At 64.5% G+C, this 19,864-nt stretch carries 14 protein-coding genes and 1 pseudogene; 11 read left to right on the top strand and 4 right to left on the bottom strand.

What is annotated here, in order from left to right; genetic code table 11:
- Window positions 1-147: 147 nt before the first annotated feature.
- The 3 genes and pseudogenes from M2395_RS31835 to M2395_RS17360 all read left to right on the top strand — a co-directional run.
- Window positions 148-1,287: pseudogene (locus tag M2395_RS31835) on the top strand (HAMP domain-containing protein); the annotation flags it as partial.
- A gap of 144 nt (window positions 1,288-1,431) precedes the next feature.
- On the top strand, window positions 1,432-2,145 hold the full coding sequence (locus M2395_RS31830) for a methyl-accepting chemotaxis protein (protein WP_404944722.1): 714 nt from the start codon (window positions 1,432-1,434) through the stop codon (window positions 2,143-2,145).
- 196 nt (window positions 2,146-2,341) lie between these two features.
- Complete coding sequence (locus M2395_RS17360; protein ID WP_019095647.1) at window positions 2,342-2,713, top strand: hypothetical protein; 372 nt, start codon at window positions 2,342-2,344, stop codon at window positions 2,711-2,713.
- Here the strand turns inward: M2395_RS17360 and M2395_RS17355 are convergent.
- A complete protein-coding gene (locus M2395_RS17355) occupies window positions 2,699-3,490 on the bottom strand; it encodes a TatD family hydrolase (protein WP_015634130.1) in 792 nt (263 codons plus the stop codon). The two genes, M2395_RS17360 and M2395_RS17355, sit on opposite strands and share 15 nt — an antisense overlap.
- A gap of 3 nt (window positions 3,491-3,493) precedes the next feature.
- Window positions 3,494-4,489, bottom strand: a complete 996-nt coding sequence (cra, locus tag M2395_RS17350) for a catabolite repressor/activator (protein ID WP_011059214.1) — start codon at window positions 4,487-4,489, stop codon at window positions 3,494-3,496.
- Between the two features lie 301 nt (window positions 4,490-4,790).
- Between cra and ptsP the strand changes: the two genes are divergently transcribed.
- The 4 genes from ptsP (at window position 4,791) to M2395_RS17330 (ending at window position 12,224) form a co-directional block, all read left to right on the top strand.
- Complete coding sequence (ptsP, locus tag M2395_RS17345) at window positions 4,791-7,652, top strand: phosphoenolpyruvate--protein phosphotransferase (RefSeq protein ID WP_123430068.1); 2,862 nt, start codon at window positions 4,791-4,793, stop codon at window positions 7,650-7,652.
- Complete coding sequence (gene pfkB, locus M2395_RS17340; protein ID WP_011059216.1) at window positions 7,652-8,593, top strand: 1-phosphofructokinase; 942 nt, start codon at window positions 7,652-7,654, stop codon at window positions 8,591-8,593. Before ptsP ends, pfkB begins: the two co-directional genes overlap by 1 nt.
- Before the next feature lie 11 nt (window positions 8,594-8,604).
- Window positions 8,605-10,350 (top strand): PTS fructose-like transporter subunit IIB, encoded by a 1,746-nt coding sequence (locus tag M2395_RS17335; RefSeq protein WP_123430069.1) that lies wholly within the window; start codon window positions 8,605-8,607, stop codon window positions 10,348-10,350.
- Window positions 10,351-10,682: 332 nt separating this feature from the next.
- Complete coding sequence (locus M2395_RS17330; RefSeq protein ID WP_077933342.1) at window positions 10,683-12,224, top strand: alkaline phosphatase; 1,542 nt, start codon at window positions 10,683-10,685, stop codon at window positions 12,222-12,224.
- A 369-nt stretch (window positions 12,225-12,593) separates the two neighbouring features.
- Here M2395_RS17330 and M2395_RS17325 read toward each other — a convergent pair whose 3' ends face one another.
- Window positions 12,594-15,125, bottom strand: coding sequence for a sulfite reductase flavoprotein subunit alpha (locus M2395_RS17325; protein ID WP_077933343.1), 2,532 nt, complete (start codon window positions 15,123-15,125; stop codon window positions 12,594-12,596).
- A gap of 156 nt (window positions 15,126-15,281) precedes the next feature.
- On the bottom strand, window positions 15,282-17,588 hold the full coding sequence (locus M2395_RS17320; protein ID WP_065364619.1) for a TonB-dependent siderophore receptor: 2,307 nt from the start codon (window positions 17,586-17,588) through the stop codon (window positions 15,282-15,284).
- A 206-nt stretch (window positions 17,589-17,794) separates the two neighbouring features.
- Between M2395_RS17320 and M2395_RS17315 the strand changes: the two genes are divergently transcribed.
- The 4 genes from M2395_RS17315 to M2395_RS17300 are packed head-to-tail and all read left to right on the top strand — an operon-like array spanning window position 17,795 to window position 19,858.
- Entirely contained in the window at window positions 17,795-18,475 is a 681-nt protein-coding gene (locus M2395_RS17315) for a Fe2+-dependent dioxygenase (RefSeq protein WP_011059221.1), read from the top strand.
- A gap of 3 nt (window positions 18,476-18,478) precedes the next feature.
- Entirely contained in the window at window positions 18,479-19,264 is a 786-nt protein-coding gene (locus M2395_RS17310) for a tetratricopeptide repeat protein (protein ID WP_077933345.1), read from the top strand.
- Between the two features lie 55 nt (window positions 19,265-19,319).
- Entirely contained in the window at window positions 19,320-19,583 is a 264-nt protein-coding gene (locus tag M2395_RS17305; protein WP_047283908.1) for a CopG family ribbon-helix-helix protein, read from the top strand.
- Window positions 19,580-19,858, top strand: coding sequence for a type II toxin-antitoxin system RelE/ParE family toxin (locus tag M2395_RS17300; protein WP_072443006.1), 279 nt, complete (start codon window positions 19,580-19,582; stop codon window positions 19,856-19,858). The genes M2395_RS17305 and M2395_RS17300 overlap by 4 nt, the downstream gene beginning before the upstream one ends.
- The last annotated feature ends 6 nt before the right edge of the window (window positions 19,859-19,864 follow it).

The following is a 19,864-nucleotide window of genomic DNA, read 5'->3' as shown; positions in this document are numbered from 1 at the left end:
TTAAGTTACAAAACCTCCCACGAAATTGAGCTATACAGACGGAGCGCCGAATAGTGGCTATCTGCTGCCTTCGCCTGCCTGCCAATAACAATAAAAGAAAAGGGAGACTTCTTTGTGAAGAGCTTGCTCTATCCCGCTGTCGCGCTGATGAACCGCCTGAGCTTCGGCATGAAGTTCAGCCTGATCAGCGTGCTGTTCTTTCTACCCATGCTGGTGACCAACTTCTATCTGGTGCGCGACTCCTACCGCGAATTCCAGGGCACCCGGGTCGAACTGCAAAGCCTCGACCTGCTGGGCAGCAGCCTGGCCCTGCGCCGAGACCTGGAAACCCTCAATAACCTGGTGCAGATCAACGCCAGCCTCGGTCAGTCCGGCAAGGCAGGGGACCTGGAAGGCAAGATCGTGGCCCTGGAGAAATCCGTGCTGGAACGCCTGCAGGCCTTGCAGGCGGTAACCACGGACCCACAGCAGGTGGAGGTCTTCAACGCCAAGCGCGATGAACTGATTGCCGCCTTCAAGACCCAGCAAGTGGAAAGCTCGCTGCTGAACAAAAGCGGCCTGATCGGCAAGTTGCTGGGCAGCGCGCAGTTGTTCAGCCAGATCATCGCCAGCCAGTCGGGCCTGAGCCGCGATGGCCAGGGTGACATTCGCCAGCTCAGCGAGCTGATCACCAGCGTCACCCCGCAGGTTACCCAGCTCCTCGGTGAAGGCCGGGCCATGGGCGCCTACTCCCTGGGCCAGGGGTTCCTCAATTCCTCGTCCAGCACGCGTTTCGACGAATTGCTGGTGCAGATCGAAAAGCTCCAGGCCGAATACGGGCTCAAGTTGCAGGATGCCCTGGGGTCCAGCCGCGCTGCCCACGATGCTCTCGACACGCTGGCCACGACCAGCAAGGGCAGCCTCAAGCAGGCCAGCGAGCTGTTCGAGGAGCAGGTGGTGATGGCCGATACCCTGGATGCGCCCTGGCAGGCCTTCTACGACCAGGTCAGCGGGCTGATGGCGCAGACCTACCAGCTCAATGAAGGCACCTTGAAATTCCTGGATGTCGAGTTGCAAAAGCGCCTGGAGCAGAACCGTCGCCACATGGTGCTGCTGGTGGCGGCTCTGGCCCTGGTGTTTCTCTCCATCGTCTACCTGTACGGCGGTTTCTACGCTTCCACCCGCACCACTCTGCGGCGCCTGGGAGCGATGATGGACAAGGTAGCGGCGGGGGACATGACCGTCAGCTTCACCGCCCACAGCCGCGACGAACTGGGGGAACTGGGCAGTGTGTTCAACGGCACCGTGCTGAAAATCCACGACCTGATCGAGCGGGTTGGCCACACCGTCAGTGAGGTGGAGCGCCAGGCCGGGCAAGTGCAGAGTGTATCGGCCCAGAGCAATCAGGCCGTGGCTGGCCAGCGCACCCAGATCGAGCAAGTGGCCACGGCGATGAACCAGATGTCCGCCACCTCCCAGGAAGTGGCTCGCAGCGCCGCGGCGGCGGTCAGCAGCGCCCACAGCGTGAATGACGAAACCATCAGCGGCCGCGGGCTGGTGGAATCCCAGCAGGGCAGCATCGCCCGGCTGGCCAGCGAGATCGACCAGTCGGTGCTGGTGATCAACCAGCTGGCCAGCGACAGCCAGTCCATCAGCCGGGTCCTGGAGGTGATCAAGAGCATCGCCGAGCAGACCAACCTGCTGGCCCTCAACGCGGCCATCGAGGCGGCGCGCGCCGGTGAGCAGGGGCGGGGCTTTGCGGTGGTGGCCGATGAAGTGCGGACCCTGGCCAAACGCACCCAGCAGTCCACCGAGGAGATCGAGGACATGATCGGCAAGCTCCACGGTGGCGTCAGCGCGGCGGTCAAGGCCATGGGCAGCAGCCACGCCATGGCCAACGGTACGGTGGACCAGTCGGAAAAGGTCCAGCAGGCGTTGGAAAATATCCTTGGTGCAGTAGGCATGATCGTCGACCAGAACCAGCAAATCGCCGCGGCCGTGGAGCAGCAGACCGCGGTGGCCCACGACATCGACCAGAACATCGTCGAGATCAATCGTGCCGGTGAGCGCACTGCCGAGGGCGCGCACCAGACCGAAGATGCCAGCCGGCAGTTGTCGGCCCAGGTGGTGCAACTGAAGCAATTGATCGGCGCTTTCCGCGTCTGAGCAACGTGCACCGGCTCTCGGCGAGGCCCCGGAAACCAGGGGCTTCGCTGCTTTGCATACAATCGGTAGTAAATGAATGCTTTGTTTGTCGCGTGTTTCCTGTTTTCCTGCGCGTCTGATTTTTCAGCCCCGGTGATCCCGCAGGCTGTTCGACCAGTTGGCCATGTGCCTTGCATGGCCCTGAGGAAATACGTTGATGACTGCCACTTCTGGAATCCAGGGCCGTTGCGCCCATTGCCAGACCCTCCTTGAACTCGAACCCTGGCAACTCAATGCCATGGCGTTGCAGGAAGCCTTCAACTGCAACCATTGCCACAAACCGCTGAAGCTCAGTTGCCCCGAACAGATCAAGCGCCTCAGGTCCCTGGGTTCGCTGGCCACCCTGCGCGCGACCATGATCGTGCTGTGTGCCACGGTGATATTGGTGACGCTGGTGCTGGAGTGGGTCGGGCTGGTAAGCCTGGCTCAGCAACTGAGCGTTTCGGCATTGATGCTGGTGAGCTACCTGTTGGTGATGATGGCTGCCCGCAGGCGCCAGCGCCGACCGTTGCAGCTACAGGCCGGCTGAAGGCCAGCCGAACAGCTCGCAGGCGTTGCGGGTGCTGGCGCTGGCCAGTTGCTCGGGCGTGATGCCGATGATCTGCGCCAGGGCGGCGCAGATGGCCGGCAGGTGCTGCGGGCTGTTGCGCTGGCCGGGAAACATGGCAGGCGCCATGTCCGGCGAGTCGGTTTCCAGCACCAGGGCGTGCAGCGGCAGCTCGGCGATCACCTTGCGCAGGCGCAGGGCCTGGGGCCAGGTCGCGGCGCCCCCCAGACCCAGCTTGAACCCCAGCTTGAGGTATTCCCGGGCTTCCTCGCGGCTGCCGGCGAAGGCGTGGATAATGCCGCCACGCTTGAGCTTGAAGTGCTTCAGGCTGGCGATCACCGCCGCGTGGCTGCGCCGGACATGAAGCAGGGCGGGCAACTGGAAATCTGCCGCCAGCTGCAATTGCGCTTCGAAGAGTGCCTGTTGGCGCTCGCGATCCAGGTGCGCAAGAAAGTAGTCCAGGCCGATCTCGCCCACCGCGCACACTTGCGGGTGCCCTGCCAGCCGGGTCAGCCAGTCACCCAGTTGCTGGATATGTTCCGGGCGGTGATCGTCCAGGTACACCGGGTGCAGGCCAAAGGCCGCGTACAGCTGCGAGTCGCTTTGCACCAGATCCCAGAGCCGCTGCCAATTGGCCTGATAGACCCCCAGCACCACCATTCGCGAGACGCCCAGGGCGCGGCTGTCTGCCAGCAGCGCCCCGCGATCGGCATCGAAATCCGCGAAATCCAGGTGGGTGTGGCTGTCGATCAGCTCCACGGTTCAGCCCTGTTGGATGCGCTGTTTGAAGGTCCGCGCGATGGCCTGCACGCCGGGCTGGTAATGCGCCTCTTCAATGGCAGCCAGGGCCAGTTGCAGGGCTTTTTCGGCGATCAGTTGATGCTGCTGGGCCATGGCATTGACCGGCAGCGGCAGGAAATCCAGCAACTGGGTATCGCCAAAGGTGCCCAGGCGCAGAGGCCGGGATTTCAGCGGGAAGTCGTGCAAGGCATCGAATACCCCTTGCAGCAGTACATAGGAGGTGGTCACCAGGGCGTCTGGCAGATGGCCCAGGCGCTGCAGCAATTCCTCCATCAGCTGGCGGCCGCAATCACGACTGAAGGCTTCGCCGTGCTCGATCAGCACCTCGCCGCCGAAACCCTCGAGGGCCTGGCGGAAACCGGCGGCGCGCTCCTGGCTGATGCTCAGTTCCGGGCGCGCACCGATCAGCACGATCTGCTTGGGCTCAGGCTCAAGCAGGCTCTGGGTCAGGTGCAGGCTGGCTTGCAGGTCATCGCTGATCACCGAGCAGAACAGCTCGGGCGGCATCACCCGGTCGATGGCGATGATCGGCAGGCCCTGGGCCTGCAACTGCTGGTAGCTGTCGTCTTCCGGCGGCAGGCAGCTGGCGACGAACAGCGCGTCGCAACGCCGGGCGCGGAACAGCTGGAGCAATTGCCGCTCGCTGTCCGGAGCGTCGTCGGAACTGGCGATCAGCAGCTGATACCCTCGGGCCCGGGCGCCTTGCTCCAGCAGCTTGGCGATGCGTGCGTAGCTGGGGTTCTCCAGGTCCGGGAGAATGAAACCCAAGGTACGGGTGTGCCGGCTGCGCAAGCCGGCCGCCTGGGGGTTGGGAGTAAAGCCGTGTTCTTCCACCACCGCCCGCACCCGTTCCACGGTGGCGTTGCTGATGCGTTGTTGTTCGGCCTTGCCGTTGATGACGTAACTGGCGGTGGTCACAGACACACCGGCCAGGCGAGCGATATCACTGAGTTTCAACCCGGGATTTCCTTGTTTTTGGTGCTTGCCCCGATATTTTCGCCAATCCTACCTGATCTGGGCAGGCGACCAACGTCGGAACCGGCAATCGACCAGAAGGACTTCAAGCGCTCGAGATTATGGAGTAACGTACCAAACTTGCTAGATTAAACGTTTCAGCAAGCGTATTTTCTAGGCCGAAGCCCGAACGGAAAACGCCCCTGCCAGGCACCGAGTCCCGTTTGTGGCAGTAAAGACGCCTACGCTGCTTACTTAAAACAATACCTAGCGCCGCCCCCTGCCGCGCTAAATAGGAGAAGCCATGCTCGAGCTCACTGTAGAGCAGATATCCATGGGCCAGTCGGCTGTGGATAAGTCCGCGGCGCTGCACTTGCTGGCCGACAAACTGGTGGCGGACGGCCTGGTGGCCGAGGGTTACCTGGCTGGCCTCCAGGCCCGCGAAGCCCAGGGCTCGACCTTTCTTGGCCAAGGCATCGCCATTCCCCACGGCACCCCGGAAACCCGCGACCAGGTCTTTGCCACCGGCGTGCGCCTGCTGCAGTTTCCCGACGGCGTGGATTGGGGCGACGGGCAGATTGTCTACCTGGCCATCGGCATCGCGGCCAAATCCGACGAGCACTTGCGACTCCTGCAACTCCTGACCCGCGCCCTGGGTGAAACCGACCTGGGCCAGGCCCTGCGTCGCGCCAGCTCTCCCCAGGCCCTGCTCAAGCTGTTGCAGGGCGCACCCCAGGAACTGGCGCTGGACGCACAGATGATCGGCCTCGGGGTGGCGGCGGAAGATTTCGAAGAGCTGGTCTGGCGCGGCGCTCGCCTGCTGCGCCAGGCCGAGTGCGTGAGCAACGGCTTTGCCGCGGTGCTGCAACAGGTGGAGGCGCTGCCCCTGGGTGACGGCCTGTGGTGGCTGCACAGCGAGCAGACCGTGCTGCGCCCGGGGCTGGCGTTCGTCACCCCGGACAAACCCATCCGCTACCTGGGCCAGCCCCTCAGCGGCCTGTTCTGCCTGGCCAGCCTGGGGGAAGCCCACCAGTCCCTGCTGGAGCGCCTGTGTGCGCTGCTGATCGAAGGCCGTGGCCAGGAATTGGGCCGCGCCACCAGCAGCCGCGCAGTCCTGGAAGTGCTTGGCGGCGAGTTGCCTGCGGACTGGCCCAGCGCCCGCGTCGCCCTGGCCAACGCCCACGGCCTGCATGCGCGCCCGGCCAAGGTGCTGGCGCAACTGGCAAAAAACTTTGAAGGCGAGATCCGCATCCGCATCGTCGATGGCAAGGATTCTGCGGTCTCGGTCAAAAGCCTGAGCAAGCTGCTGAGCCTCGGGGCCCGGCGTGGCCAGGTACTGGAACTGATCGCTGAACCCAGCATTGCCGCCGATGCCTTGCCCGCGTTACTGGCAGCCATCGAAGAGGGCCTGGGCGAAGAGGTCGAGCCATTGCCGGCTGTCAGCACGCCTCGGCAAGCGCCACAAGAGGTCGTCGAGCCGCTCAGCGCCCCGGCCTCCGGCAGCCTGATCCAGGCCATCGCCGCTGCGCCCGGCATCGCCATCGGCCCGGCCCATATCCAGGTCCAGCAAAGTATCGATTACCCACTGCGGGGCGAGTCCACCGCCATCGAGCGCCAGCGCTTGCAGCAGGCCCTGGCCGAGGTCCGCGAGGACATCCAGGGGCTGATCCAGCGCAGCCAGGCCAAGGCCATCCGCGAAATCTTCATCACCCATCAGGAAATGCTCGACGACCCCGAACTGAGCGATGAAGTGGACACCCGCCTCAAGCAGGGCGAAAGCGCCGAAGCGGCGTGGATGACCGTGATCGAAAGCGCCGCCAAACAGCAGGAAGCCCTGCAGGATGCCCTGCTCGCCGAGCGCGCCGCCGACCTGCGGGACATCGGCCGCCGGGTGCTGGCGCAACTGTGCGGCATTGAAACCCCGGCCGAGCCGGACCAGCCCTACATCCTGGTGATGGACGAAGTCGGCCCTTCGGACGTCGCGCGCCTCGATCCGACCCGGGTCGCCGGCATTCTCACCGCCCGCGGCGGCGCCACCGCCCACAGCGCCATCGTCGCCCGGGCCCTGGGGATTCCGGCCCTGGTGGGCGCGGGGGCCAGCGTGCTGCTGATCAAGTCCGGTACGCCCTTGTTGCTGGACGGCCAACGCGGGCGCCTGCATGTCGACGCCGATAGCCACACCCTGCAGCGGGCCGCCGAGGAGCGCGACAACCGCGAGCAACGGCTCAAGGCGGCCGCCGAACAACGCCATCAACTGGCCCATACCGCCGATGGTCACGCGGTCGAGGTGTTCGCCAATATCGGCGAAAGCGCCGGTGTCGCCGCCGCCGTGGAAAACGGCGCCGAGGGCATCGGCCTGCTGCGCACCGAACTGATCTTCATGGCCCATCCCCAGGCCCCGGACGAAGCCACCCAGGAAGCCGAATACCGCCGTGTACTCGACGGCCTCGCCGGGCGTCCGCTGGTGGTGCGCACCCTGGATGTGGGCGGCGACAAACCGCTGCCTTACTGGCCCATTGCCAAGGAGGAAAACCCCTTCCTCGGCGTGCGCGGCATCCGCCTGACCCTGCAACGGCCACTGATCATGGAAGCGCAATTGCGCGCCTTGCTGCGCTCGGCGGACAACCGCCCGCTGCGGATCATGTTCCCCATGGTCGGCAGCGTCGAAGAGTGGCGCCAGGCCCGGGACATGACCGAGCGCCTGCGCCGGGAAATCCCCGTGGCCGACCTGCAACTGGGGATCATGATCGAAGTGCCGTCCGCCGCCCTGCTGGCGCCGGTGCTGGCCAAGGAAGTGGACTTCTTCAGCATCGGCACCAACGACCTGACCCAATACACCCTGGCCATCGATCGTGGCCACCCGACCCTTTCCGCCCAGGCCGATGGCCTGCACCCGGCGGTGCTGCAACTGATCGACATCACCGTGCGTGCCGCCCATGCCCACGGCAAATGGGTGGGTGTGTGCGGCGAACTGGCGGCCGATCCGCTGGCGGTACCGGTGCTGGTGGGCCTGGGGGTGGATGAACTCAGCGTCTCCGGACGCAGCATCGCCGAGGTCAAGGCGCGGATCCGCGAACTGCGCCTGGCCCAGGCACAAACCCTTGCTCAACAGGCCCTGGCCGTCGGCAGCGCCAACGAAGTGCGCGCCCTAGTGGAGGCCATGTAATGGCGAAGATTCTTACCCTGACCCTCAACCCGGCGCTGGACCTGACGGTGCAGCTGGCGCGCCTGGACACAGGGCAGGTCAACCGCAGCGACGCCATGTACACCCACGCCGCCGGCAAGGGCGTGAATGTGGCCCAGGTGCTGGCTGACCTCGGCCATCAACTGACCGTCAGCGGCTTTCTCGGGGAAAACAATCCACAGGCGTTTGACGCGTTGTTTGCCCAGCGCGGGTTTGTCGACGCCTTTATCCGTGTGCCCGGGGACACCCGCAGCAACATCAAGCTGGCCGAAAGCGACGGGCGCATTACCGATATCAACGGCCCTGGGCCCGAGGTTAGCGAAGCTGCGCAACAGGCCCTGCTTGAACGCCTGGAACAGATCGCTCCCGGGCATGACGCGGTGGTGGTGGCCGGCAGCCTGCCGCGTGGGGTCAGCCCCGAATGGTTCCAGGCCCTGCTGCTGCGTTTGAAAAACCTCGGTCTTAAAGTCGCCCTCGACACCAGCGGCGCCGCCTTGCGCGCCGGCCTGGCGGCAGGCCCCTGGCTGGTCAAGCCCAACACCGAAGAGCTGGCGGACGCCCTGGGCAGCCCGGTGGTTTCAGTGGCCGGGCAGGCCGAGGCTGCGCGCCAGTTGCACGCCCAGGGCGTCGAGCATGTGGTGATTTCCCACGGCGCCGAGGGGGTCAACTGGTTCAGTGCTGCACCGTCCTTGCAGGCCTTGCCGCCCAAGGTCCGCGTGGTCAGCACCGTAGGCGCCGGCGACTCGCTGCTGGCGGGCATGCTCCACGGCCTGCTCAGCGCCCAGCCGTTTGAACAGACCCTGCGCACCGCCACGGCGATTGCCGCCATGGCCGTGACCCAGATCGGTTTCGGCATCAGCGACAGGGTGCAACTGGCCCGGCTGGAGCAGGGGGTGCGCGTGCATCCCCTCCTAGAACAATAAGAGGGTTGCCCATGAAGTTAGCCATAGTTACCGCCTGCCCCAACGGCATGGTCACCAGCGTGCTCTGCGCTCGCCTGCTGGACGCCGCGGCGCAGCGCCAGGGCTGGAGCACCAGCGTCGAAGTGCACGATGAAGCGCACCCGGAACGCCAACTCTCGGCGGCCACCATTGAGGCCGCCGAGTGGGTGCTGGTGGTCAGCACCGGGCCTGTGGATATGTCGCGTTTTGTCGGCAAGCGGGTGTACCGCAGCAGCCCGTCCCAGGCCCTGCAGGATGTCGATGCAGTGCTGCGTCGCGGCGCTGAAGAGGCCCAGGTCCATGTCGCCACCGAGGCCAGTGTCGAGCCGGTGGTCGAAACAGGCAAACGCGCCCCGCGGCTGGTGGCGATCACTGCCTGCCCGACTGGCGTGGCTCACACCTTCATGGCCGCCGAGGCCCTGCAGCAAACCGCCAAGCGCCTGGGCTACGACCTGCAAGTGGAAACCCAGGGCTCGGTGGGCGCGCGCAATCCGCTGAGCGCCCAAGCCATTGCCGAGGCCGACGTGGTGCTGCTGGCGGCGGACATCGAAGTACCCACCGAACGTTTTGCCGGCAAGCGCATTTATCGCTGCGGCACCGGCGTGTCCCTGAAACAGTCCGAAGCGACTCTGAACAAGGCCCTGGCCGAGGGCCGGCTGGAGTCCTCCGCAGCAGGCGCCCAGGCACCGGCCAAACAGGAAAAGACCGGGGTCTACAAACACCTGCTGACCGGGGTGTCGTTCATGCTGCCGATGGTGGTGGCGGGCGGCTTGATGATTGCCCTGTCCTTCGTCTTCGGCATCACTGCGTTCAAGGAGGAGGGCACCCTGGCCGCGGCGTTGATGCAGATCGGCGGCGAGACCGCCTTCAAGCTGATGGTGCCGCTGCTGGCGGGTTACATCGCGTACTCCATCGCCGACCGCCCAGGCCTGGCGCCGGGAATGATCGGTGGCATGCTCGCCAGCACCCTGGGTGCGGGTTTTATCGGCGGCATCGTCGCCGGCTTCCTCGCCGGTTATGCGGCCAAGGCGATCAATAAATATGCGCGCTTGCCGCAAAGCCTGGAGGCGCTGAAACCTATCCTGATCATCCCGCTGCTGGCCAGCCTGTTCACCGGGCTGGTGATGATCTACGTGGTGGGCAAACCCGTGGCGGGCATGCTCGAAGCCCTGACCCACTTCCTCGACAGCATGGGTACCACCAACGCGATTCTGCTCGGGGTACTGCTGGGCGGCATGATGTGCGTCGACCTGGGCGGGCCGATCAACAAGGCGGCCTATGCGTTCTCGGTAGGGCTGCTGGCGTCCCAGAGCTATGCACCGATGGCCGCGACCATGGCGGCGGGCATGGTACCGCCCATTGGCCTGGGCATTGCTACCTTCATTGCCCGACGCAAATTTGCCCAGACCGAACGCGAAGCCGGCAAGGCCGCCCTGGTATTGGGCCTGTGCTTTATCTCCGAAGGCGCGATTCCGTTTGCCGCCAAGGACCCGTTGCGAGTGATCCCGGCGAGCATCGCCGGCGGCGCCCTGACCGGGGCTTTGTCGATGTACTTCGGCTGCAAACTGATGGCGCCCCACGGCGGCCTGTTCGTCATGCTGATCCCGAATGCCATCAACCATGCGTTTCTGTACCTGCTGGCGATTGTCGCGGGCAGCCTGCTGACGGCGGTGGTCTATGCGCTGGTGAAACGACCAGAGACCGTCGAACTGGCCCTGGAACCGGCCAAGGCGGCCTGACCTCCACGGCACATCCGTTGCGGCGCAATCCCGCAACGGCACCCGTTGTAGCCGCTGCCGCAGGCTGCGAACGCTCTGGGCGGCACTCCGTCGCAGGAGACGCAGCGATTCCAAACCTGCCCGAGGTTCGTCGGGAAATCGCCAAGCAAGGCCCTTCGGTCCTTTTCGCAGCTTCGCAGGCTCAGCAGCGGCTACAGGGATTACCTAGCTTCGTGTAGCCGCTGCCGCAGGTTGAGAACGACCTATCTGCATTACGGCCTTCAGCTCCTTGTCACACCCCCTTCATCCCCACTGTCTAAGGTGTGCTTTTTGACCATTGTCAGGGAGTCACCATGAGCGAGTTCAACCTCGGCCGTCGTCGGATCATGCAAATCGCCGGGGCGGGGCTGTTGATGCCGAGCCTGGCGCCGGCGGTGATCGCTTCGGTCAAGGATCGGCCGCAGCTCACCGACGGGGTGCAGTCCGGGGATCTGCTGGGGGATAAGGCGATGATCTGGAGCCGCAGCGATCGTCCGGCGCGGATGGTGGTGGAGTGGGACACGCGAAGCATGTTCAGCAACCCCCGGCGCTCTGTTTCGCCCCTGGCCGATGCCCGCACCGACTTCACGGCGCGGGTGGAGTTGACCGGGCTGCCGGCCAACCAGGCGATCTTCTATCGGGTGACCTTCGAGGATGCCCAGTCCGGCGCGGCCAGCGAGCCCTGGTTCGGCCATTTGCGCAGTGCGCCTTCGCAACGCCGGGACATCCGTTTTGTCTGGAGCGGCGACACGGTAGGGCAGGGCTTCGGCATCAACCCGGATATCGGCGGCATGCGCATCTACGAGGCAATGCGCCTGCGCCTGCCGGACTTCTTTATCCACAGCGGCGACACCATCTACGCCGACGGCCCGGTGCCGGCGCAGTTGACCGTGGAAGACGGGCGCATCTGGCGCAACCTCACCACCGAGGCCAAGAGCAAAGTGGCCGAGACCCTCGACGAATACCGGGGCAACTACCGCTACAACCTGATGGACGAAAACCTGCGCCGCTTCAACGCCGAGGTGCCGCAGATCTGGCAGTGGGACGACCATGAGGTGGTCAATAACTGGTCGCCGAGCAAGCAGCTGGACGAACGTTACGTGGTCAAGGACATCCAGACCCTGGTGGGCCGCGCGCGCCAGGCCTGGCTGGAGTATTCGCCCATGCGCCGGCAGAGCGCCGATGGCGGCGGGCGCATCTATCGCAAGCTCAGCTATGGGCCGTTGCTGGATGTGTTCGTGCTGGACATGCGCAGCTATCGCGGCCCCAACGATGACAACCTCGGCGGCGAGAAACCTTTCCTCGGCCGCGAGCAACTGGATTGGCTGAAGCGTGAGCTCAAGGACTCCTCGGCTCAGTGGAAAGTGGTGGCGGCGGACATGCCCATTGGCCTGGGCGTGCCCGATGGCGAAGTCAGCCCCGGGGTGGCGCGCTGGGAGGCGATCGCCAACGGCGACCCGGGCTCGGCCCAGGGCCGCGAGCTGGAGATTGCCGAGCTGCTGGCGTATTTGCGCAAGCATCAGGTGCGCAACCATGTGTGGCTGACGGCGGACGTGCACTACTGCGCGGCCCACCACTACCACCCGGATCGGGCGGCGTTCCAGGATTTCGAGCCGTTCTGGGAGTTTGTCGCCGGCCCCCTGAACGCGGGGAGTTTCGGGCCCAATGTGCTGGACAAGACCTTCGGCCCGGAAGTGGTGTTCCAGAAGGCGCCGCCAGCGCAGAACACTTCACCCTTTGCCGGCTTCCAGTTCTTTGGCGAAGTGCAGATCGATGGGCAAACGGCGGAGCTGAAGGTGATCCTGCGGGACCTGGATGGCGTGGCGGTGTACGAGCACAACCTGCAACCGGCGTAACCATCCCCGCCAACGCCCCGTCCCGTAGGAGCCGGCTTGCCGGCGAAGAGGCCCTTGAGCCTTGCGCCGTTCTGACGGGCGCCTTCGCTGGCAAGCCAGCTCCTACGGAAGGTGCAGCACGATTGATGTAGGAGCCGGCTTGCTGGCGAAGAGGCCCTTGAGCCTTGCGCCGTTCTGACGGGCGCCTTCGCTGGCAAGCCAGCTCCTACGGAGGGGGCGGCACGATTGATGTAGGAGCCGGCTTGCCGGCGAATAGGGCCCGTGAGCCTTGCGCTGTTCAGGCGGGCGCCTTCGCTGGCAAGCCAGCTCCTACGGAGGGTGCGGCACGATTGATGTAGGAGCCGGCTTGCCGGTGAAGCGTCTGACGCCTCAGTAAACGTCGCGGCGGTAGCGACCCTGCTCAATCAGGCGTTCGACGTGTTCTGCTCCCAGCAGTTCGTTGAGTACCTGGTCCACTCCCGACGCCATGCCCTGCAAGCTGCCGCAGATGTAGATCGCGGCGCCATCGTCCAGCCATTTTTTCAGCTCGTCCGCCGCCTGGCGCAGGCGGTCCTGGACGTAGATCTTCTCGGCCTGGTCCCGGGAGAACGCCAGGTCCAGGCGGCTCAGGTCGCCCCGGGTGCGCCATTCCTGCAGTTCATCCTTGAAGTAGAAATCATGCTCGGCATTGCGCTCGCCAAAGATCAGCCAGTTGCGTTGCTGGCCCTCGGCGATCCGCGCCTTGAGCAGGCTGCGCAAGCCCGCCAGCCCGGTGCCGTTGCCCAGCAGAATCAGTGGGCAAGGTTCGGCCGGCAGGTGGAAGCCGCTGTTGCGCCGCACCCGCAGGCTGATGCTCGAACCCACCGCAGCATGCTCAGTGAGCCAGCCGGAACCGATCCCCAGGCTGCCGTCGGCGTGGCGTTCCTGGCGTACCAGCAGCTCCAGGCAACCGTCGGCGGCAATCGAGGCGATGGAGTATTCGCGCATGCTCAGGGGCACCAGGGCATCCACCAGGGCCTGGGCGTGCAGGCCCACCAGGTGGGTGCGGTTTTCTGGTAGCTGGCGGCTGCCCAAGGCTTGTTCCAGGCTCTCTTCCAGGCCGTCGAGCTGGACCCTGGCCTCGCCGGAAAGCCCCAGGCCGTCGAGGAAGTATTCGACCAGCCACGGGCTGTTGCGCGGCATGACTTCCACCAGGTCGCCAGCCAGCCAGCTGCTGGCGCTGGGGGCCAGCAGTTGCAGCAGGTAGACCCCGGAGCCGCTGCTGTCGGGGTTGAGCAGGGTGCGGCTCTTCAGGGTCCAGTTGTCGAAGGCCGGGGCCTGCCACAGGTCTACCGGGGCATGGCCGGTGAGCTGGCCCAGTTGCTGCTGCCAGTGGCGCAGGGCGTAGCTGTCGCCGCTGTCCACCTCGATGGGGGCGAACAGGGTGCTGCCGCCCTGGTTCGACAGCCAGTCGTGAAGGCGTCGGGCAAAGCCGCAGAAGTGCTGGTACTGGCGGTCGCCCAGGCCGAGCACGGCGTATTGCAGGCCTTGCAGCGACAGCTCGCGGCCCAGCAGCTTGCGCTCGAAGCCGCGGGCGCTGTCCGGTGCTTCGCCGTCGCCAAAGGTGCTGACCACGAACAGCGCGCGCTGAGCGTCACGCAGGTCCTGTTCGCTGAGATTGCTCAGCGGCTGGACCTTGGTCGCCACCCCGGCAGCCTGCAATTGCCCGGCGGTCTGCCAGGCCAGCTGCTCGGCAAAGCCGCTCTGGCTGGCGAAGCCGATCAGCCACGCCGAGCCGTCGGGGGCGGTACTTTCCAGGCCCTGGCGGGCCTGCTTGATCTGGCGCTTCTTGCGTCGGCGATCCAGGTACAGCAGCCAGCCGGTGACGAAGAACAGCGGCATGGTCAAGGAGGCCAGGGTCAGCAGGATGCGCCCCACCAGGCCGAAGTAGCTGCCCACGTGCAGCGCGTAGACGCTGGTGAGCAACTGCGACTTGAGGCTCTTGTCGGCGTAGCGGTCATGACGGCTGATCACCCCGGTGGCCGGGTCCAGGGTCAGTTGGTTCAGCGCCCGTTCGTGGGGGGAGCTCTTGAGCAGGTAGAACACGGTCGCCGGCTGCCCGGCCACGGCAGGCATACGGATGTTGTAGGCATTGAGGTCCTTGCCGGCGGCGCTGTAGATGCTGCTCCACATGGCGTTGTAGTCCGCCACCGGGGCCGGGCCCTTGGGCGGTGGGCCACCGCGGCCGCCACGCTGGCGTTCGCTGTGTGGCGCATCGGAGAGCAGCTTGGTCAGGCCCTCCCGGTACCAATCGTAGGACCAGTACAGGCCGGTGAGGGCGAACAGCAGGTAGAACAGCAGGCACCAGGTGCCGAACACGGCGTGCAGGTCCCAGTTGAAGCCGCGGCCTTTCTTGGCCCAGTCCAGGGTCAGCCACACCCGCCAGTTGCCGACCTGGCGCGGCCAGCGCAGGTACAGCCCGGACAGGCAGAAGAAGATCAGGATCAGGGTGCAGGCGCCGGTGATCTGCCGGCCGGTGTCGCCGATGGCCAGGAAGCGGTGCAATTGCAGCATGAGGCCGAAGAAGTCCTGGCCGACGGCGTCGCCCATGAACTCGCCGGTATAGGGGTCGAAGTAGCGCATCTGGCCACGGCGTTCCCCCGGCGGCGGGGTGAAGAACACCCGCGCGGCGTTGCCGCTGTCGGTCTCGACCCAGAGCATGGACACCGTCTTGCCTTCGGCGGCCTGGATTTTTTCCACCAGTTCGGCGGGCGGCAGCACCCCGGCGGGGAGCTTGTCGACTTGCAGCACCGATGGATTGAGGACGCGCAGGATTTCGTCCTGGAACGACACGGTCGCCCCGGTGATGCCCATCAGGGCCAGGATCAGCCCCGCGCTGATGCCGAAGAACCAGTGCAGCTGGAACAGGGTTTTCTTCAACACGTCACTCGCCTTGTTCGTCCAGAGAGAGGAAACACGGCGCGCATTATGCCGTGTGTTGTCGAGAAGCATTCGTTTTTACATGCAAAAGCCCCAGGCATTGAAATGCGTGGGGCTTGGGCGCCTGTGGCCGTGGCTACAGGAAGGTCTTGCGCTGGATCAGAAGTGGAAGCTGGTGGTCAGCAGCGCGGTACGACCGGCCGCCTGGTTGGCGAAGTGCGCCGCGTAGGCCTTGTCGTAGTAGGTCTTGTCGGTCAGGTTCTGCACGTTCAACTGCAGGTCGACGTTCTTGGTCAGCTTGTAGCTGGCCATGGCGTCGTAGCGGGTGTAGGACGGCACGTACAGGCTGTTGTTGTTATCGCCCCAGACCTTGTCGACGTAGAAGGCGCCACCGCCGATGGTCAGCTTCTGGGTCAGGTTATAGGTGGTCCACAGGCTGAAGCTGTTTTTCGGCGTATTTGGCAATTCATTGCCCTTGGCCGGGTTGGCGAGGCCACTGACTTTACCGCTGCGATCACCGCTGGCGCCCGGATCGACGATGGTGCTGTCCAGGTAGCTGTAGCCGGCGAACACTTGCCACTTGTCGGTCAGCTTGCCGCTCGCAGTCAGCTCAAGGCCGTCAACTCGGGTCTTGCCGGCGTTTTCGTAGGTGTAGTTGCTGCTCAGGACCCGGGTGTTTTCCTTTTCGGTACGGAAGATCGCACCGGTCAGTGCCAGGCGGTCGTTGAACAGGTCCCACTTGGTGCCGATCTCGTAGTTGACGGTTTCCTCGGGCTTCATGTCGCTGACGATGCTGGTCGGCGTGCCGGAGGTGGTGGCAAACGGGTTGGTCTCGGCGCCGTTGTCCAGGGTGCTGCCGACCGGTGTAGCCGAGGTGGCATAGGAGATATAGACGCTGCCGTTGTCCTGCGGCTTCCATACCAGGCCCAGTTGGCCTGTCACGAATTCGCTGGTGTCCTCGGCCTTGAAGGTGGTGGTGCGCGCGGTGTTCTTGGTCTTGGCCTGGGTTTCGAAGTGGTCGTAGCGCAGGCCCATGTTGACCAGCCACTGCGGGGTCAGCTCCAGAGTGTCGGCAAAGTAGATGGCCCGGGTGGTGCCTTCGGTGTCGGTGCCCGCGTAGTTGCGGCTGATGGTGCCGGCATAGGCGTCATCCGGAGTCGGATTCGACAGCGAAGTACAAACGCCAGCAGGCTGCGGCACGTTGCACTTGATATTGGCGTTGTTGGAAACGGTGTAGCCACTTTTGCTCGAGGACTCGTCGGACAGTTCGATGCCGGCGGAGAAGTTGTTCTTGAAGCCGCCCAGCACGAACTCACCATACAGATCGGTCTGGTTGGTGGTGGTGTCGGTGTTCGACACCCGGGTGTTGGCCCGGCGCCAGACGGTGCCACTACGCACGTTGCCCTGGCTGTCGTCCGGCTGGGTCAGGATGTAGTCCTGCATGCTGGTGCCGTGACGGAAAGTGTTCTTCAGGGTCAGCGAGTCATTCAGGTCGTGCTCAATGGCGAAGGTCGCGGTGTCCACGCGGGACTTGCGGAAGTCGCGGTCGGTCAGGCCATAGAAGTTGCTGCTGTCGCCGCCGTTGACCGGTTTGTCCGGATGGGCCGCGGTGTGGGCGGTGCCCATGGAATAGCCGTAGGGAATGCCCGAGTCCGGCAGGTCATCGCTTTCCAGGTGGTAGTAATCGAGGAATACCCGGGTGTCGGTGCCTAGGCCGAAGGCCAGGGACGGGGCGATGCCCCAGCGGTCGTAGTTGACCTTGTCTCGTCCGGCGACGTTGCTTTCATGGCTCATCAGGTTCAGACGGCCAGCGGCGGTATCGCTGAACTGGTAGTTGCCATCCAGGGTGTAGCGCTGGGTCTGATCGGAGCCCCAGGTGAAGCCACCGTCCAGGGAGTTACCCAGGTGCGCCTTCTTGCTCACCAGGTTGATGCTGCCGCCAGCGGCGCCACGGCCGCCCATGGCCGAGTTAGGGCCTTTGCTGACTTCGATGTTTTCAACTGCGAAGACTTCGCGGCTTTGGGCACCTGTGTCGCGGACGCCGTCCAGGTAGGTGTCACTTTGGGCGTCGAACCCCCGGATGAACGGACGGTCGCCTTGGGGGTTGCCGCCCTCACCGGCACCGAAGGTGATACCGGGCACGGTACGCAGGGCGTCCTGCAGCGAGGTGGCCGCGGTGTCTTTGAGTACTTGCTGTGGCACCACGGTCACCGAGCGTGGGGTGTTCACCAGCGGCGCGGTGTACTTTTTCGAGGAGGAGTTTTCGACCTTGTAGGACGTTTGGTCCTGGGCCTCACCGGTAATGCTGGTGGCTTCCAGGGCAATGGCTTTGCCCGAAGTCTTCTGCTGAGTCTCTTCAGCCGCCTGGACCATATGGCCTGCGGAGCCGGCGGTGATCGCCACGCCAATTGCAGACGCCAGCAGGCGTGGTGAACTGACAGCGGATGGTGGTTGTTGGCGTGACATGTTTTTCCCCTCCCCAAGGATTTGAGGCGGCGGAATATAGGGGAAAGAAACATTTGTTATCAATTGCGAAATATTGCTATTCGCACTTAATTTACATTCTTTACAATTTGCCTTTACGGTTTTTACGTTCTCATGCGTCCCGGGGTTTTACACAGTCAATAAGAATCAATATCATTGACGGCCTTTCGCTCTGCAGGTACCTGGCCATGTTGCTGCACATCCCTGGCGTGTTCACCCGTGACGAGGTCGGGCGCATCCGTGAAGCCCTGGAACAGGCGGACTGGGCGGACGGCAAGATCACCGCCGGTTACCAGTCGGCCAAGGCCAAGCACAACCTGCAACTGCCGGAAGGCCACCCGCTGGCCCAGGAGATCGGCGCGGCGATGCTCGATCGCCTGTGGCAGAACCCGCTGTTCATGTCCGCCGCCTTGCCGCACAAGGTGTTTCCGCCGCTGATCAACTGCTACACCGCCGGCGGCAGTTTCGATTTTCATATCGACAACGCGGTGCGCCAGCCCAAGGGCAGCCCGGAGCGGGTGCGTACGGACCTGTCGTCGACCCTGTTCTTCAGCGACCCCGAGGATTACGAAGGCGGCGAGCTGGAGATCCAGGACACCTTCGGCCTGCAGCGGGTCAAGCTGCCGGCGGGGGACATGGTGCTGTATCCAGGCACCAGCCTGCACAAGGTCAACCCGGTGACCCGGGGTGCTCGCTACGCCTCATTCTTCTGGACCCAGAGCCTGGTGCGCGAAGATAGCCAGCGCGCCTTGCTGTTCGAGATGGACGGCGCGATCCAGGAGCTGACCCGGGACGTGCCCGACCATCCTTCGCTGGTCCGCCTGACCGGCACCTACCACAACCTTCTGCGTCGCTGGGTCGAGGTGTAAGCCGTGACTTTTCAACTTCGCCGCGAGGAGCTCCTCGACGGCGCGCAACTGAGCGCCATGCTTGAAGAGAGCCCGGCCCGCGCCGCCCAGGCGGTGCTGGCCGCTGCTTCCGAGGGCCTGCTGGACGCCCAGGCGCTGCTGGGGCAGATCCTCCTCGACGGCCGCGGCATCCAGCAGGATCAACCCCTGGCGGTGCGCTGGTTCGAGATCGCCGCACAACGCGGGCACCTGATGGCGCGCAACATGCTCGGGCGCTGCCATGAGCACGGCTGGGGTTGCCCGGCGGATGCCGCCCGCGCGGCCGGGCACTATCGCCTGGCTGCCGAGGCGGGGTTGGACTGGGGGCTGTACAACTACGCCAACCTGTTGGCCACCGGTCGCGGCGTGGTGCAGAACCATGCCTTGGCCCTGGCCTGTTACCGTCGTGCGGCGGACCTTGGCCATGCCAAATCGATGAACCTGCTGGGGCGCTACCTGGAGGAGGGGCTGGTGTGCCAGGCCGACCTTGAAGCGGCGCGGGACTGGTACCGGCGCTCGGCCGAAGGCGGGGATTTTCGCGGGCAGTTCAGCCATGCGGCGGTGCTGGCCGATGCCGGGCGTATTGACGAAGCCGTGGCGTGGCTGCAACGGGCTCTGGCCGGTGGCAACCTGAATTTCCTCCGGGTGGCATGCGCCGCGCTGCTCAAGGCCACGCACCCCGAGATTCGCGACCTGGCTCAGGCCTATCAGCGGCGGGCGGCGCAATTGGGTGACGAACGGGATGGAGAGCGGCTTGCTGTGTTGTCTTAAATCACTATGATTCAAAGCTAATCGCTTTTAATCATTCTGATGCAGGTCTTGCCTCATGCCCGCGACAAAAGTACTGACCGCTCACATTCCCTTGGACCTGGCTGATAAGGTCGATCAACTTGCTTCTCGCCTGGAACGCTCCCGGGCCTGGGTCGTGAAGCAGGCGTTGGTGGCCTGGGTTGACCAGGAAGAAGAGCGCCGTCGACTGACGCTTGAGGCCTTGGCAGATGTCGATGCTGGAAGGGTTGTCGATCATCAGTCAGTGTTGGCTTGGGCGCAGAGTCTGTCTGGCGACAACCCTCTGCCCTTACCAAAATGAGACAGCTGAAATGGACGAGCAAGGCCCTATCCGATCTGGCTCGGCTTTTTGAGTTTCTCGCCCAGGCCAATCGTTCTACTGCTGCTCGGACCGTGCAATCGCTGGTGCAGGCTCCAGATGCTCTTCTATCTAACCCTCGATTGGGAGAGCAGTTGGAGGAATTCAAGCCGAGGGATGTTCGAAGATTGCTGGTGGGGCATTACGAGATGCGTTATGAGATTCAAGGCATGGCCTTGTCCATCCTGCGTATTTGGCATGTCCGGGAAGATCGTTGAATCACT

The organism is Pseudomonas sp. BIGb0176 (assembly GCF_024810175.1).
Lineage (GTDB): Bacteria > Pseudomonadota > Gammaproteobacteria > Pseudomonadales > Pseudomonadaceae > Aquipseudomonas > Aquipseudomonas protegens.
Note: the sequence above shows the minus strand (reverse complement) of the source record. Positions and strands in the feature narration are given on the sequence as shown.